Consider the following 16058-nt stretch of genomic DNA (forward strand, 5'->3'; position numbering starts at 1 on the left):
TCTTATCTACTCACGTTGCGGTCACGCACAGTGGAGGTCATGTCCACCGAGGAAGAACTCCACGCAATCGACCTGCTCGGCCGGGTCCCCTACGGCCGACTGGCGACGAGCATGCGTGCTCTTCCCTTCCTGACGGTGGCGCGCCACGTCGTGATCGACGGCCGGGTGGTCCTGCGGATGCACGGCGGACTCGGCTACCACGACGCCTGCAACGGCACCGTCGTCGCGTACGGCGCGGACAACTTCAATGCGGCCGCCGCGGCCGGCAGCCGGGATCTGTGGTCCGTGGAGTTCACCGGGCCCGCGCGGACCGTAGAGCCGACCTGCGCCCAGCGCGAGCTCTTCGGTCCCGCCCCCGTCGAGGTGAACGGGGAGCCCTTCACCCCGGCGTTCCTCCGGCTCGACCCGCATTTCGTCAAGGTGCACACTCTGGACTTCCACGCAACTCGTCACAGCCTGCAACACAGCGTGATCTAACATCTGGCGGGTGCCGCGCTCATCTGTAACCCTTACGCCTGTTCCCCCGGTCCGCGAAGTGCTCCGCCGTTACCCGCACGCAGGTGAGCCCCTCACCTGCGAACCGCTGGACCAGGGACTGCTCAACCATGGATACCGGGTCTCCACGACCCGGGGTTCCTACTTCCTCAAGCACCACCTGGACGATTCCACCGGCGACCGCGCCACGATCGTCCGCCAGCACCGGGCCACCCAGCGGCTCCAGTCACTCGGAGTGCCCGTCGCACCGCCCATCAAGGACGCCGAGGGCGGCACCGTCACCGAGATCGGCGGCCGCTGCTACGCCCTGCACCCCTGGGTCGACGGGCTGCACCGGGCCGGCGCCCAGCTCACCGTGGCCCAGTCGGTACGGCTCGGGGCGCTCCTCGGAGCCGTACACACAGGTCTTGAGCAGGTGATGGAGGCGGGCGCGGGGGCTGCGGGGGGTGCGGGCAGGCCGGCCGGTCATGCCAGCCCTGATCCCGCCGACACCTTCGCGGTGATCGACGAGCTGCTGGCCGCCGCCCGTGGCCGGCGGCCCCGGGACTCCTTCGACGAACTGGCCGAGCACCGGCTCCTGGAGCGGCGCACCCTGCTGGACCAGCACGCGGACCGCCGGCCACCCACGCCCGGGGTCCCGGCGACCGGCTGGGTGCACGGCGACTTCCACCCGCTGAACGTGCTCTACCGGGGCGCGGATCCGGTGGCGATCCTCGACTGGGACCGCCTCGGCGTGCAGCCGCGGGCGGAGGAGGCGGTACGGGCCGCCGCGATCTTCTTCGTCCAGCCGGCCGGTGAGCTGGAGCTGGCGAAGGTACGGGCCTACGCGCGCGCCTACCGGCGGGCGGCCGGGGCCGGGGCCGCGGAACTGGCCGCGGCGGTGCACCGGGTGTGGTGGGAGCGGCTCAACGACTTCTGGATACTGCGCTGGCGGTACTGCCTGAACGACCGGAGGGCCGACCCGCAGTTTCCCGCGGTGTCGGCCCTGGCGGTGTGGTGGACCCGTGAGTACGACGCGGTGTGCGAGGCCTTCACGGGGTGAGGGTGCTACGGCGTGCGGGCGCCGTTCACGGGGTGGTGCCCACCGGCCCCTCCGCGGTGCCGGTGCTGGCGCCCTCCGCCGTGCCGCCCGGCTCGCCGGCCGCGCCACCGGCCGGCGTCGTGCCGCCGTCCTGCTCGCCGTTGGTGCCGCCGTCGGTGGTCGTGCTGCCGGTGTCGCCGCCCGTGTTGTTGCTGCCGCCGTCCGTCGTCGTGCCGCCCGTGTCGGTGCTCGCGCCGCCGTCCGTCGTGGTGCCCGAGTCCGTTTCGGACGGGGTCGGCGGCTTGGGGGGCTCGTCCGTTTTGCTTGGGGTGGTGGACGGGGTGTAGGAGGGCCTGCGCGGCGTCTCCTGCTGATCGCCGGAGGAGCTCCCGGGCTGCTCGGTGTCCTGGGTCTGCTCGTCGGTAGGCGAGGACGAACTCTTCGTCGGGGACGACGGGGAGCTGGATGTCGGCGTCGGGTCCTTCTTGGGCTTCTCGCCGTCGCTCTTCGTCGCGTTCAGCGCGATGGCGACGCCCGCGCCGATCGCGATCAGTGCCAGCACGACGAACAGCCACAGCTTGCCCCGGCCCCGGCCGCCGCCGGCCTGGTGGCTGCCGTTGCCGTCGTAGCCGCCGTACCCGCCGTCGTCCGGGTTCATCGGCGGCAGGATCGGGCCCTGCGAGGTGTCCCCGTGCTGCGGGTGTCCCATCGCGCGGGTGGCGCCGGTCATGCCCTGGGGCGGGGTGGCGCCGCCCTCGTTCAGCACGACCGGTCCGGTGTTCCAGGTGCCGGTGTGGCCGCCCTGGACCTGGAGCATCTGCAGGCTGTACTGGACGAGCCCGCGCATCTCCTCCGCGCTCTGGAACCGGTCGTCCGGGTCCTTCGCGAGCGAGCGCATGACAAGCCCGTCCAGCTCCGGGGGCACCCCGCCGGAGACCTCGGAGGGCGGGACCGGAATGTCCTGAACGTGCTGGTACACGACGGAGAGCGGCGTCTCACCCGTGAACGGGGGCCGCAGCGCGAGGAGTTCGTACAGCAGACAACCGGTGGCGTACAGGTCGGAACGGTGGTCGACGGCCTTGCCGAGCGCCTGCTCGGGGGAGAGGTACTGCGGCGTCCCCATGACCATGCCGGTCTGGGTCATCGTCGACTGCGCGCCGTGCAGTGCGCGGGCGATGCCGAAGTCCATCACCTTGACCGCACCGGAGTGCGTGATGATCACGTTGGCGGGCTTGATGTCCCGGTGCACGATGCCGTGCTGGTGCGAGTAGGCGAGCGCCTCCAGCACCCCGGAGACAATGATCAGCGCCTGCTCCGGCGGCGGCGGCTCGGCGTTGAGCAGCAGGTCACGGATGGTGTGACCCTCGACGATCTCCATCACGATGTACGGGACGGTCTGCCCGCCCACGGTGTCCTCGCCGGAGTCGTACACCGCCACGACCGCATGGTGGTTGAGCCCTGCGACCGACTGGGCCTCGCGCGTGAACCGGGCCTTGGAGACCGGGTCCTCCGCGAGATCGGAGCGCAGCAGCTTCACCGCGACCGTGCGCCCGAGCCGGACGTCCTCGGCCGCGAAGACCTCGGCCATACCGCCTCGGCCGAGCCGGTGGGTCAGCCGGTAACGTCCGTCGCCGACAACACCGCCGATGCCCCAGGAATCGGTGCCATCCGGAACTCCGCCGCCGTTTGCTTCGGGTTCGGGTGCCATCAGTCCTCGCCGTCGTATCTGTCCGCGCGTCCGCGGTTCTCACGGTGTCCGGGGCCTTTCGTCCGAAAAGCCCCTACTGCCCTGCTGCATTGCCACGTCCGCATCGCACGCTCGCATTGCCACGTCACGCTACAGCCTTCGTCGGACACACCGATTTCGAGAGGGACCGGCCATCCAACCGGCTGGGAAGCCGCCCGCGCAAATTGCCTCCGGTTACATCCGGTTCCTGTAACGCTTCCGAGACGCTTCTTGTGCGTAGGGTCACGGAACGGGCACCTGGCTTGACGTGTCGTACCCCTCGGGCAGACTTGGCCCGTAATACGGATCTTCGCGTGAGTCACGCGCCCGAGGGGGAAGTCAAGTCATGAGCCAGGACGGCGCACAAGGGGCCCAGGGCCGCTACGCGGGCGGTTCGGTCGCCGGCGGCCGCTACCAGCTGCGTGACCTGCTCGGCGAAGGCGGGATGGCGTCCGTATATCTGGCGTACGACTCCGCGCTGGACCGGCAGGTCGCGATCAAGACGCTTCATACGGAACTCGGCCGCGAGCAGTCCTTCCGCGAGCGGTTCCGGCGCGAGGCGCAGGCGGTCGCGAAGCTCCAGCACACCAACATCGTCTCCGTCTTCGACACCGGCGAGGACGAGCTCGGTGGCGCGCTGATGCCGTACATCGTCATGGAGTACGTCGAGGGGCAGCCGCTCGGCTCCGTCCTCCAGGCGGACATCCGCAGTCACGGTGCGATGCCGGCCGACAAGGCGCTCAAGGTGACGGCCGATGTGCTGGCCGCCCTGGACACCAGCCACGAAATGGGCCTGGTCCACCGCGACATCAAGCCGGGCAATGTCATGGTGACCAAGCGCGGCATCGTGAAGGTCATGGACTTCGGCATCGCCCGCGCCATGCAGTCGGGCGTCACGTCGATGACGCAGACCGGCATGGTCGTCGGCACCCCTCAGTACCTCTCCCCCGAACAGGCCCTGGGCCGCGGGGTGGACGCGCGCTCCGACCTGTACTCGGTCGGCATCATGCTGTTCCAGCTGCTGACCGGCCGCATCCCGTTCGACGCCGACTCCCCGCTGGCCATCGCGTACGCGCATGTGCAGGAGGAGCCGGTCGCGCCGTCCACCATCAACCGGTCGATCACCCCGGCGATGGACGCGCTCGTCGCCCGCGCGCTGAAGAAGAACCCGAACGAGCGCTTCCCGAGCGCCGCCGCGATGCAGGACGAGATCCACCGGGTGCTGAGCGCCGGCGGCCGGACGGGCGCCCCGGTGATCGTCGGGGACGCCGGCGCACCGGCGAACAGCGGCTCCGGCGTCGGTTCCGCCGTCTTCCCGCCGGTCGACCAGTCCGCCCCGGCCCCGCAGCACGTCCAGACGCCGTACCAGCCCGGCCCGTACCAGTCGCAGCAGCAGCCCGGCCCCTACGGCACGCCGACGCCCGCGCCGTCGTACGGCTACCCCCAGTCGGCCCCGGCGTACCAGAGCCAGGCGCCGATGCAGCCGATGCAGCAGCAGACCCCTCCGCCGTACTCGGTGTCGCCGCAGACGGCGACCACCCCCGCGGGTGGCGGTTCCAACGGTGGTTCCAAGCGGAACGTTCCGGTGATCGTGGGCTCGATCGTGGTGGCGCTGATCGCGATCGGCGGACTGATCACGGTGCTCTCGATGAAGGGCGGCGACGAGGACAAGCCCACGACGAACCAGTCGGAGCCGGCCGCCGATCACAAGGGTCCGGAGCGGAACCGGACGATGGACACCGACAAGTGCACGGACGCGATGGAGGACAACGACGACCCGAACAAGGTCGACGCCCCGAGCTTCCTGTACAAGGACATCATCTCCGCGCGGCAGTGCGCGGACGCGGCCGGCTGGACGATCAAGAAGATCGAGGTGCCGGGTAACGCCTACGCGGAGGACCAGGTCGTCGACCAGTTCCCCACCGCCGGAACCGCGGTGCCCAAGACCGGCGCCCACTTCGAGCTCCGTATCGCTACCGGGGATCCGGCGTAGTACGTCCCTGTCCTGGTCGCGTCCTTCGTTGACCGCTTCGGTGGGCCGGTTCCGGGTCGGGCCTCGTGTGACCGGTTCGGTACGGCGATTCCGGGTCGGGCCATCCGTCCGCGTCACCTGAGATGCCGGACATATCGTCACATGTGACGCTGGCCACATGGCTTCAGGACGCTCCCCCTCGCGGCCCTCACGGCGCGCGGCCTGCCTCGCACTGACGGCGGCCGCGGCCCTGGGTGCCATGACGGGCGGGGAGGCACGGGCGGCGGGACCTTCCGTGGCCGCGCGCTCTTCTTCCGGCGCGCCGGGACCGGCCGGAACGTCGCCGGGACCAGCCGGCCCGTCGCCGGCGCCGTCGTCCGGGTCCGCCTCCGGGCCGCCGCAGGGCTCGTCGCCAGGCGTGACACCGTCCGCGACGCCCACCGTGCCGCCCTCGGAGCCCACGCCCGCCCCGCAGGGCCCCGGCGCATCCTCCGCCGCACCCGCACCGCCACCCCCCTCCACACCCCAGCCGTCCGACGCCACCGGATCACCCTCACCGAGCGCGGGATCGGCGCGGCCGGACGACGAACAGTCACCGCTCGCCGGGCTGCCCGCCGGGGAGGGGCGGCAGCGCCCCGGGCGGCAGCTGACGCCCCGGGAGATCGCACGGGCGGACGACGCCATCGAGGCCGAGGAGAACCGGTCCGACGCGACGGACCCCGCCGCCGTACCGGCCGCCACCCCGGACGCGAGCGCGTCGCCCGGGGTCGGCCGGACCACCCGGCAGGCCCTCGACGGACAGGCCGTACAACAGGTCAAGGAGATGTCGCTCGGCGTGGGAATCTGCCTGGTCGGGCTGGGTCTCGGCTTCCTCGCACTGCGCATGCGCCGCGCCGACTGACCGCCACACCCGAGGCGATCCGCCCCCTTCGCACCAGGTCACAGACTTGCGTTCAGCAACATACTCGGTATACATACTCAGTATGTCGATCCGCCACGGGCTACTCGCCCTCCTGGAACGGGGGCCGCGTTACGGCTCCCAGCTCCGCACCGAATTCGAGTCCCGCACCGGCTCCACCTGGCCGCTCAACGTCGGGCAGGTGTACACGACACTGAGCAGACTGGAGCGTGACGGCCTGGTCGTCCAGGACGGCGAGGACGACCAGGGGCACTCCCTGTACTCGATCAGCGACGAGGGGCGCACCGAGCTGCGCAGCTGGTTCGAGACCCCCGTGGACCGGAGCAGTCCGCCCCGCGACGAGCTGGCCATCAAGCTCGCCATGGCCGTCGGCGCACCCGGCGTGGACATCAGGGCCGTCATCCAGTCCCAGCGCCACCACACCGTGAAGGCGATGCAGGACTACACGCGTCTCAAGGCGCAGGCCCTCACCGATGTGCCCGCCAACCGCGACGAGGTCGCCTGGCTGCTCGTACTGGAACAGCTGATCTTCCAGGCCGAGGCGGAGGCCCGCTGGCTGGACCACTGCGAGGCCCGGCTGGTCCGGCTGGCAGAGGCCGCCGCCACGGAGCCGGAGACCAGCACGCCCGCTCCCGGCCCCGCCCGCCCCGCCCGCACCGTCAAGGCCCGCACCCGCCGCTGAGCCATGGCCGCCCGCCGCCCGCCACCGGAGACCGGCTCACCGACCACAGAACCTTTCCGTTCCGAGGGGGAACCACCCGTCATGTCATTGCACGCCCCGTCCCCGACCGCTCCGCCCCTGTCGGTGGACGCGCCGGTGCTCGAACTCCGCTCGCTCACCCGCACCCACGGCACCGGCATCGCGGAGGTGCACGCGCTGCGCGGCATCAACCTGTCGGTGCACGCCGGTGAACTCGTCGCCGTGATGGGCCCGTCCGGCTCGGGCAAGTCCACCCTGCTGACCATCGCCGGTGGCCTGGACACCGCCACGGCGGGCCAGGTCGTCATCGAGGGCCAGGACATCGCCTCGCTCGGCCGCAAGGGCGTGGCCGCGCTGCGCCGCCGCAGCGTCGGCTACGTCTTCCAGGACTACAACCTGATCCCCGCCCTGACCGCCGCGGAGAACGTCGCCCTGCCGCGTGAGCTGGACGGTGTCCCCGTCCGCAAGGCACGCAAGGAGGCCCGAGCCGCGCTGGAGGAGATGAACCTCCTGGAGATCGGTGACCGCTTCCCCGACGAGATGTCCGGCGGCCAGCAACAGCGCGTCGCGATCGCCCGCGCACTGGTGGGGGACCGGCGTCTGGTACTCGCCGACGAGCCGACCGGGGCGCTCGACTCCGAGACCGGCGAGACCGTCCTCGCGCTGCTGCGCAACCGCTGCGACCAGGGTGCGGCCGGGGTGATGGTGACGCACGAACCGCGCTACGCCGCCTGGGCGGACCGGGTCGTCTTCCTGCGGGACGGCTCGATCGTCGACCAGACGCTGAGCGTCGGCGCGGACTCGCTGCTCGCCGCCGGGGGCACCGAGTGAGCGTCTTCACGGGGTGGCGTGCCGCCCTGCGGATAGCCCGGCGCGACGCCATGCGTGCCAAGGGGCGCAGCGCGCTGGTGGTCGCGATGATCGCGATACCGGTGCTCGGCGTCACCGCCCTGGACGTGACGTACCGCAGTGTGGACAACACCACCACCGAGAAGCTCGCGGCTCAGCTGGGTTCGGCCGACGCGCTGTTCAAGGACCCCCAGGCCGGTCCGTTGGACCAGTCGGTCGACGGGGACGACTACGGCCCCCTCAGCGAAGAGCCGCAGCCGGACGGGGGCATTCCCGCCATCGACCTGCGGACCGCGTTCCCGAAGGGTTCGCGCTCCGTCAGCATCCAGTCGGTGCCCGCGAACGTCACCACCGGGTACGGCGTCGCGGACGTCGACATCGTCGAGTTCCGGACCTCGGACGCGATGGCGCGCGGCATGCTCGACCTGGTCGACGGCGCGTTCCCGAAGGGCACCGGCGAGATGGCCGCCACCGAGGCGTTCCTGAAGTCGGCCGGACTGCACATCGGCTCACACATCACCGTGCACGGACCGGACCGCGAGTACACCGTCACCGGCACGGTGGAGCAGCCGGACAACCTGTCGGCCAAGGCCCTGTACGCGGACCCGGGCGCGGTCATCGCCCCGTGGAAGGCCGACGCCGCCCGCGACAAGAAGGTGCTGCCGCCCAATCCCGGCGACCTGACCTGGCTGGTCAAGGCGGCCGGCGGAGCGGGAGTCACCTGGCCCGACGTCATGGCGGCCAACAAGAAGGGCGCGCTCGTCGTCTCGCGCCAGGTCGTCCTCGACCCGCCGCAGGACTCCGAGGTCCCGCTGATCAAGAAGCGCGGCAGCAACACGGCACCCGAATCCTCCGCCGAGCTGAGCGCGGCCCTCATCACGGTCGTCGCCATGGCGGTCCTGGAGATCGTGCTGCTCGCCGGACCGGCCTTCGCCGTCGGCGCGCGCCGCTCACGCCGTCAGCTCGGCCTCCTCGGTACCTGCGGCGGGGACCGGCGGCACGTACGGGCCGTGGTCCTCGCCGGCGGGCTGGTGCTCGGCGGTGCCGGAGCCGTGGTGGGGGTGGTGGCCGGACTGATCCTCACGGCGGTGTTCCGGCCGCTGATCGAGGAACAGGCCGGACACCGCTTCGGCTCGCTCGCCCTGGAGCCGACGGAACTGCTGGCCATCGCCGTGATCGGAATGATCACCGGAGTGCTGGCGGCGCTGGCCCCGGCGATCGTGGCGGGCCGGCAGTCCGTACTGGAGTCGCTCACCGGACACCGCGGTATCCGGCGGAGCTCCCGGGTCCTGCCGATCGTGGGCGCCTGCGCCCTGGCCGTCGGCGTCGCGATCGCCATCCTGGGCGGCACCACCGGCAACTCCACCGAGGTCGCCGCCGGTTCGGTGGTCGCCGAGCTGGGGCTCCTGTGCTGCATCCCGGTGATCGTCGGGTTCCTCGGACGGCTCGGCCGCGCGCTGCCGCTCTCGCCCCGGATGGCACTGCGTGACGCGGCCCGCAACCGGGGCAGGACCGCCCCGGCGGTCGCGGCGGTCATGGCCGCGGTCGCGGGCTCGGTCGCCATCGCCACGTTCGTGTCCAGCAAGGACGCCCAGGGGGAGTACGACTACACGCCGATGTTCAGCGCGACGTCGGTCGCGCTGTACGCCTATGACGACGACCCCAAGTCCGCCGAGCAGCTTCCGCTGGCACGCGCGGCCGTGGAACGGAACATGAACCCCATCGGCAAACCCGCCGAAGTCTCCCGGGTCTGGGCCGGCAGCGACTGCAACACCTACTACGAGGACGACGACACCTGCGGCTCGCTCGAACTGGTCAAGCCCACCGGCAGGGGGCACACCTGCCCGCTCCACACCACGGGTGCCAAGGAGCTCGCCCTCCGGATGAGCGACGAGGAGCACCGCAAGATGATGCACTCCCCCGAGTGCGTGGACGAGCGCTACACCATGGACGCGTTCAACGCCGGGGGGAGCAACATCGTCGTCGGTGACGCGTCGCTGCTGAAGGCCTACGTGAAGCTCGACGACCCGGCCGCCGCCAAGGCGCTGGAGGCGGGCACCCCCGTGCTGCTCAACCGGGCGTACGCGAAGGACGGGCAGGTCACGCTCAAGGCCGTCCACCAGTACAGCAAGAAGGACAAGAAGAACCTCACCCTGCACCCGGGCCCGGCCAGGACGACGAAGGACCGGCTGAAGGTCCACGTCACGGACGCGAAGTACGCCGAGACACCCGGAATCCGCATGATCATGCCGGAGAAGACCGCACAGCGGCTCGGCCTCCACACCGCCACGTACGCCAGCGTGTACAGCGTCGCCCACCCGCCGACGGACGCGGAGACGCAGCGGACGGATGCCGCGATCCAGCAGGCAGGTGCGAACGTCTACGTGCGCACCGGAACGGAGCCCGGCAACAGCGAGGACATCATGCTGCTGGTGCTGACGCTGTTCGCCGGGGTGGTGACGGTGGGTGCGGCCGCGATCACGACCGGACTGTCCAAGGCGGACGCGGAGGCCGACCTCACCACGCTCAGCGCGGTGGGTGCGCCCCCGCGGGTACGGCGGACGCTCTCCGGGTTCCAGTGCCTGGTGGTGGCGCTCACCGGGGTGCTGCTCGGGACGGCCGCGGGGCTGGTGCCCGCGGTGGCGCTGCGCCTGATCGACCTGCGCAACGCGCTGGAGGCGATGCGGCAGGACCCGATGGAGTCCGCGTACACCCCGATCGTGGTGCCCTGGGTGACCATCGGCTTGCTGGCCGTGGTCGTTCCGCTGCTGGCCGGCCTGCTGGCGGCGCTGTTCACCCGCTCCCGGCTGACGCTGTCACGGCGCGCGGGATGACCGGCCGGCGGGCCCCGGCAGCGGGCTGACCAGTCGCTCCGGCATTGTTCCGGTGCCCTCGGAAACGGTGGATCTCACGTTTCCGGGGGCACCACAGTGCTGTACCGCAGGTGTGCGAGACAATGGACGACATGGAGATGCCGAGGAATGAACGGTCGCAGGAGCACCCCCAAGTCCTCGTGGTGGGACAGGACGGAATGGCGATCGGCGGCGGTGGCACTGACGACGAGTCGCGCGAGATCCCGGTGACGGAGATGGTCGAGCAGCCCGCGAAGGTGATGCGCATCGGCAGCATGATCAAGCAGCTCCTGGAGGAGGTCAGGGCGGCTCCTCTCGACGAGGCCAGCCGCGTCCGCCTCAAGGAGATCCACGCCAGCTCGGTCAAGGAGCTGGAGGACGGCCTCGCGCCGGAGCTGGTGGAGGAGCTGGAGCGGCTCTCACTGCCGTTCACCGAGGAGTCGGTTCCCTCCGAGGCGGAACTGCGGATCGCGCAGGCCCAGTTGGTGGGCTGGCTGGAGGGCCTCTTCCACGGCATCCAGACGGCACTGTTCGCCCAGCAGATGGCGGCCCGCGCACAGCTGGAGTCGATGCGCCGCGCCCTGCCCCCGGGCACGGTCCACGAGGAGGAGGAAGGCGCCGGGGACCCGAACGGGGCGATCCGCTCCGGCCCGTACCTGTAACCCCGTACCCGTATCCGTACTGATCACCCCGAACCGGATGGGCCCGGCACACGGTCTCTGTGTGCCGGGCCCATCCGGTTCGGGGTCCTGCGGTTCTGGTCCGGGGTGCGGTGGCCGGCTCAGGCCGCTGCGGGTGAGCGCAGGAGCACCTTGCCGATGTGGGTGCTGGACTCCATCACCCGGTGCGCCTCCGCCGCGTCCGGCATCGGCAGCGTACGGTCCACCACCGGCCGTACGACGCCGTCGGCGAGGAGCGGCCAGACGTGCTCGCGTACGGCCGCGACGATCGCGGCCTTCTCCGCGAGCGGGCGGCCGCGCAGCGAGGTCGCGGTGACGGCGGCCCGCTTGCTCAGCAGGGCGCCGAGGTTCAGTTCGCCCTTGGCACCGCCCTGGAGGCCGATGATCGCGAGCCGGCCGTTGACGGCGAGCGCCTGCACGTTCCGGTCCAGGTACTTCGCGCCGATGATGTCGAGGATGACGTCGGCGCCCGCCCCGTCCGTCGCCCGGCCGATCTCCTTGACGAAGTCCTGCTCCCGGTAGTCGATCAGGATGTCGGCGCCCAGCTCCGCGCAGCGCGCCAGCTTCTCGGGCCCGCCCGCCGTCACCGCGACCCGGGCTCCGACCGCCTTGGCCAGCTGGATCGCCATCGTGCCGATGCCGCTGGACCCGCCGTGCACGAGCAGCGTCTCGGCGGGGCGCAGGTGCGCCACCATGAACACGTTCGACCAGACCGTCGCGGTCACCTCGGGCAGCGCCGCGGCGAGGACGAGGTCCAGTCCGGCCGGTACGGGGAGCAACTGCCCGACCGGGACGGCGACCTTCTCCGCGTAGCCGCCGCCCGCCAGCAGCGCGCACACCTCGTCGCCGACCGACCAGCCGGTGACACCGGCGCCGATGGCGGAGATCCGGCCCGAGCACTCCAGCCCCGGGTAGGGCGAGGCGCCGGGCGGCGGGTTGTAGAAGCCCTGCCGCTGGAGCACATCCGCACGGTTGACCGCGCTGGAGACGACATCGACGAGGACCTCGCCCTCGCCGGGGACGGGATCGGGCACCTCGGCCCAGACGAGCGCCTCGGGGCCACCGGGTTCGGGGATCGTGATCGCATGCATGGCCGCGAGGCTACTCCGTGCCGTGCGGACGAACGCCGCGAGGCGCGACGGGACGGGGCCGTTCGGCGCGGTGAGGTCCTGCGGGTCCTGCCGGGTCCTGCCGGGCCCCGTCCGATCAGGGGCGCGGGGCCGTCGGCGGGGTGTGGCTCGGGGGCGCTTCGTTCGTGGCCCGCACGATGGTGATCAGGCGGTCCGTCAGCTGGAGGGGGCTGGCAGCCGGATCGTCGTAACCGAGCAGCCGGTGACCGCGCAGAACGCTGACGACGAGATCGTCGGTCTCCCTGACGTTCTTGCCCACCTCGGCCTTTATCACCGGCCGTTCGACCAGATCGAGCCCGCTGCCCTGCTGGATCAGATCCTCCATCACCGTGCCCGCGCTGGGGCTGAGCACGGAGAGGCCGAGCAGCCGTCCGGCCGCGCTGGCACTGGTGATCACGGCGTCGGCACCGGACTGCCGCAGGAGCGGGGCGTTCTCCTCCTCGCGCACCGCAGCGACGATCTTCGCCCCTCGGTTGAGCTGGCGGGCGGTCAGCGCGACCAGTACCGCCGTGTCGTCGCGCTGGGTGGCGATGACGATCTGACGCGCCTTCTGCACCTCGGCCCGCAGCAGCACATCGCTGCGCGTCGCGTCACCGAGCACTCCGGTGAAACCCTCGGCGTTGGCGGCCTCTATCACCTTGGACGCCGGGTCGACGACAACGATCTGATCCTTGCTCAGTCCAGTGGCGCAGAGAGTCTGTATGGCCGAACGGCCCTTCGTGCCGAAGCCGACGACGACGGTGTGGTCACGCAAGTTGGTTCTCCAACGCTTCAGCCGGAAGTCCTCCCGGGTCCGCTCCGTGAGGACCTCAAGGGTGGTGCCGACCAGGATGATGAGGAAGAGCACGCGCAGTGGTGTCACGAACACCACATTGATGAGCCGGGCTCCGTCGCTGTACGGGGTGATGTCGCCGTACCCGGTGGTCGAGAGGGTGACCGTCGCGTAGTAGACCGCGTCCAGCAGATCGACGCTGTCGTCGGCCGCGTCGTGGTAGCCACCGCGGTCGACCCAGACGATCAGCACCGTGGCGGCCAGCACCATCAGAGCCATCATCAGCCGCTTGGCGACCTGTCGCGCCGGTCCGTCGACGACCCGGCGCGGGAGCATCACCCGGGTGGGTACGACATGCTCGTCGGCGCGCCTGGCCATCGCGTCATGGCCGGGAAGTTTCACGTGAAACACCCTTCAGTCCACGGCGTCGCCGGGGCCCACGGTAGATCGAGGATCTCCACCTCGGTGCCGGACCGTACCCCGCCCGGCTCCACGACGGCCAGCCCGTCCGCGGCGGCGATCCCGCGCAGCATGGCGGGACCGTTGTAATGGAGGGGTACGACGTGGTCTGCCCCACCACCGGTTCCGGCTGGTGCGAGCGTGCCGGTTCCGGCTGGTGCGAACGTGCTCGGGGCCTCGGCGCGGTGGACCACCGGCACCAGCCGGGTGTCGTGCGGGTGGCCGTGCACGTCGTCACGGACCGCGACGCGGTAGAGCTCCTGCGACGCCCGCCCCGCCAGCCCGCTGAGCAGCGGCTCGGCAAGCGTGAGGAGCCCGGACACGGCGGCCAGCGGGTTGCCGGGCAGCCCCACGAGATACGGCCCTCCGGCCCGCAGCCGGGCCAGCAGCATGGGATGACCGGGGCGGACGGCGACACCGTCGACGAGCAGTTCGGCCCCCAGATCGGCGAGTACGGGGTGCACATGGTCGACCGGCCCGGCGGCGGTGCCGCCGGTGGTGATGACCAGATCGGCCTCGGAGAGGACGAGCGCCTTACGGAGCGCCTCCGCGTCGTCACCCAGGCGGCGGGGCGCGGAGACCTCGGCGCCCAGGGCGTGCACCCAGGGGCCGATCATCGGGCCGAGCGCGTCACGGATCAGTCCGTCGCGGGGCAGCCCGGCCGTCAGCAGTTCGTCGCCCAGGACGAGGACGTCGACGCGCGGCCTGGGGCGGATGAGCAGTTCGTCGTACCCGGCGGCGGCGGCCAGCCCGAGGACGGCGGGCGTCACCAGCGTTCCGGCGGGGAGGAGCTGCTCCCCGGACCGGCACTCCTGGCCGCGCGGCCTGATGTCCTGCCCGGGGCTCACCTGCCGCCGCGCGTACAACAGCCCCTTCGACTCGTCGGCCGAGGCGTGTTCGCTGCGGATGACGGCGGTCGCGTCCGCCGGGATACGGGCGCCGGTGGCGATCCGTACGGCGTCGCCGTCCGGGAGCGGGGCGGGGGAGGCGTGGCCCGCGAGGACGCCTTCGTGCTGCCGGACGTGCCAGGGGCCCGGTCCCGCGACGGCCCATCCGTCCATGGCGGAGGTGTCGAAGGACGGGAGATCGGTGAGCGCGGCGAGCGGTTCGGCCAGCACATGTCCGAGCGCCTGATCAAGGGGGACGCGCCCGGTACGGGGAGGAGCCCCCAGCCCGGCACGGGCCGCGACGGCCCGCGCCTCGCCCCACTGGGTCGCCCGGATACGCCGGGGGGCGGGGTCCGGGTCAGGACGCAGGCCGGTGGCGGGGCTGCCGACAGGCGCGGCACCGGGGCCCGGGTCGAGGTAGGGGCCGGGGCGCGGGTCGGGGTACGGGCCGGGGCCCGGCTGTCGGCCGACCAGCGCGAGGGCCTGCGCGACCGCCCGCTCCTCGTCGGCCTCGGCCTCGGCCTTGGCCCTGGCTCTGGCCTTGGCCCTGGCTACCCGCCGCGCTTCGGTATCGGCGTCGGGATCGGCATCGGCATCGGCATCGGCGGAGTCGGGCGGCTCGGGGGATTGGAGGGATTCAGAGGGTTCGGCGTACTCAGCGGACTCAGCGGGGTCAGCGCCTCCGGACGGGCTCTTCGCGGCAGCCGGGGGCCGCCCGGTACTGCCGCTGCGGCCCGTCATGGCGTCCCGGTCTCGTCCGCCCAGCGGAGAGCGAGCGCGGCGGCCTTGCGGGCGGCCTCGGCCACCGCCTCGGCCCCGCCCCCGTCGCTGCTCGCCTTCGCCGCCGCGTACCCGACCAGGAAGGTCGTCAGGGGCGCGGCGGGCCTGGCGACACCGTGGGCGGCGTCACGGGCGAGGTCGAGCAGGACGGCGGTGTCGACGTCGAGTTCGATGGCCAGTTCGTTCTTGACTGCGGTGATCCATTCGTCCAGCACGCTCCCATGTTCTCTGATGCGGGCCCTGGCCGAAGCGATGTCCTCCCAGGTGTCGCAGTCGAACGAGGCGAGCGGGTCCGCCGCCACCCGGGAAAGCCGCAGCTCGTGCGTCAGCAACCGCAGCGGCAGTCCGGCGAGTCCACCGTGCTCCGCGGCGAGCAGCGCCAGCTCCCTGCGCAACGGCTCCGCACGGTAGACGGCCACCAGCGGCTGGTCGCGGCCCTCCCCGTCGGTACAGACGGCGCCCTCCGCGTCGCCCAGGCCGGCGGCTGCCAGCAGGGCCCCGACCGTGTCGGCCCCCAGGAAGGGCAGATCTGCGGAGAGCACCAGAAGGCGTTCCGCCCCGGTGTGCCGCACCCCGGCGTCGAGCGCGGCCAGCGGACCCCCGCCCGGCGGCTCTTCGCGTGCCCAGGTCACCGCACGCGCGGTGGGCCGCCTGCCCCCGACCACCACCGTGGTCCCGGCGCCGGAGCAGGCCGAGAGCACCCGGTCGAGCAGCGCACGGCCACCGACCCGGAGCCCCGGCTTGTCAGCACCGCCGAGCCGCTTCGCGGCACCCCCGGCGAGGACGATGGCGTCATACGCGGTCATGCCCCGAGTA

General features: G+C 71.9%; 13 protein-coding genes. 8 read left to right on the forward strand and 5 right to left on the reverse strand.

Going from position 1 to position 16058, the window contains the following annotated elements; genetic code table 11:
- The first annotated feature begins 39 nt into the window (after positions 1–39).
- Both ACZ601_RS19180 and ACZ601_RS19185 read left to right on the forward strand, forming a co-directional pair.
- Entirely contained in the window at positions 40–477 is a 438-nt protein-coding gene (locus tag ACZ601_RS19180) for a pyridoxamine 5'-phosphate oxidase family protein (RefSeq protein ID WP_440577573.1), read from the forward strand.
- 58 nt (positions 478–535) lie between these two features.
- The gene (locus tag ACZ601_RS19185) at positions 536–1537 is read left to right on the forward strand and encodes a phosphotransferase (RefSeq protein WP_469539326.1); all 1002 of its coding nucleotides are present in this window, start codon (positions 536–538) and stop codon (positions 1535–1537) included.
- A gap of 25 nt (positions 1538–1562) precedes the next feature.
- On the opposite strand, the gene ACZ601_RS19190 is transcribed toward ACZ601_RS19185, so the two are convergent.
- Positions 1563–3224 carry a protein kinase domain-containing protein gene (locus ACZ601_RS19190; protein ID WP_469539329.1) on the reverse strand — a complete coding sequence of 554 codons (1662 nt, stop codon included), beginning with the start codon at positions 3222–3224 and terminating at the stop codon, positions 1563–1565.
- A gap of 364 nt (positions 3225–3588) precedes the next feature.
- Here ACZ601_RS19190 and ACZ601_RS19195 point away from each other — a divergent pair, with 364 nt between their 5' ends.
- The 6 genes from ACZ601_RS19195 to ACZ601_RS19220 all read left to right on the forward strand — a co-directional run bounded on the left by ACZ601_RS19195 (position 3589) and on the right by ACZ601_RS19220 (position 11196).
- The gene (locus ACZ601_RS19195) at positions 3589–5235 is read left to right on the forward strand and encodes a protein kinase domain-containing protein (protein WP_469539331.1); all 1647 of its coding nucleotides are present in this window, start codon (positions 3589–3591) and stop codon (positions 5233–5235) included.
- Between the two features lie 397 nt (positions 5236–5632).
- Positions 5633–6115 carry a hypothetical protein gene (locus tag ACZ601_RS19200; protein ID WP_469539334.1) on the forward strand — a complete coding sequence of 161 codons (483 nt, stop codon included), beginning with the start codon at positions 5633–5635 and terminating at the stop codon, positions 6113–6115.
- An 82-nt stretch (positions 6116–6197) separates the two neighbouring features.
- A complete protein-coding gene (locus ACZ601_RS19205) occupies positions 6198–6815 on the forward strand; it encodes a PadR family transcriptional regulator (RefSeq protein ID WP_469539337.1) in 618 nt (205 codons plus the stop codon).
- A gap of 81 nt (positions 6816–6896) precedes the next feature.
- Positions 6897–7664: an ABC transporter ATP-binding protein gene (locus tag ACZ601_RS19210; protein WP_440576465.1), complete on the forward strand. Its 768-nt coding sequence runs from the start codon at positions 6897–6899 to the stop codon at positions 7662–7664.
- Positions 7661–10516, forward strand: a complete 2856-nt coding sequence (locus ACZ601_RS19215; RefSeq protein ID WP_469539341.1) for an FtsX-like permease family protein — start codon at positions 7661–7663, stop codon at positions 10514–10516. Before ACZ601_RS19210 ends, ACZ601_RS19215 begins: the two co-directional genes overlap by 4 nt.
- A gap of 131 nt (positions 10517–10647) precedes the next feature.
- Positions 10648–11196, forward strand: coding sequence for a bacterial proteasome activator family protein (locus ACZ601_RS19220; protein ID WP_440576467.1), 549 nt, complete (start codon positions 10648–10650; stop codon positions 11194–11196).
- Between the two features lie 119 nt (positions 11197–11315).
- Here the strand turns inward: ACZ601_RS19220 and ACZ601_RS19225 are convergent, their stop codons facing one another.
- From ACZ601_RS19225 to ACZ601_RS19240, 4 genes are all read right to left on the reverse strand, one after another.
- A complete protein-coding gene (locus ACZ601_RS19225; protein ID WP_469539345.1) occupies positions 11316–12305 on the reverse strand; it encodes an NAD(P)H-quinone oxidoreductase in 990 nt (329 codons plus the stop codon).
- A gap of 115 nt (positions 12306–12420) precedes the next feature.
- Positions 12421–13518, reverse strand: coding sequence for a potassium channel family protein (locus tag ACZ601_RS19230; RefSeq protein WP_440576469.1), 1098 nt, complete (start codon positions 13516–13518; stop codon positions 12421–12423).
- On the reverse strand, positions 13515–15203 hold the full coding sequence (locus tag ACZ601_RS19235) for a molybdopterin molybdotransferase MoeA (protein ID WP_469539348.1): 1689 nt from the start codon (positions 15201–15203) through the stop codon (positions 13515–13517). The genes ACZ601_RS19230 and ACZ601_RS19235 overlap by 4 nt, the downstream gene beginning before the upstream one ends.
- Positions 15200–16048, reverse strand: a complete 849-nt coding sequence (locus tag ACZ601_RS19240) for an NTP transferase domain-containing protein (RefSeq protein ID WP_469539351.1) — start codon at positions 16046–16048, stop codon at positions 15200–15202. The genes ACZ601_RS19235 and ACZ601_RS19240 overlap by 4 nt, the downstream gene beginning before the upstream one ends.
- Positions 16049–16058: the final 10 nt, after the last annotated feature.

The organism is Streptomyces sp. NPDC104307, from assembly GCF_055584045.1.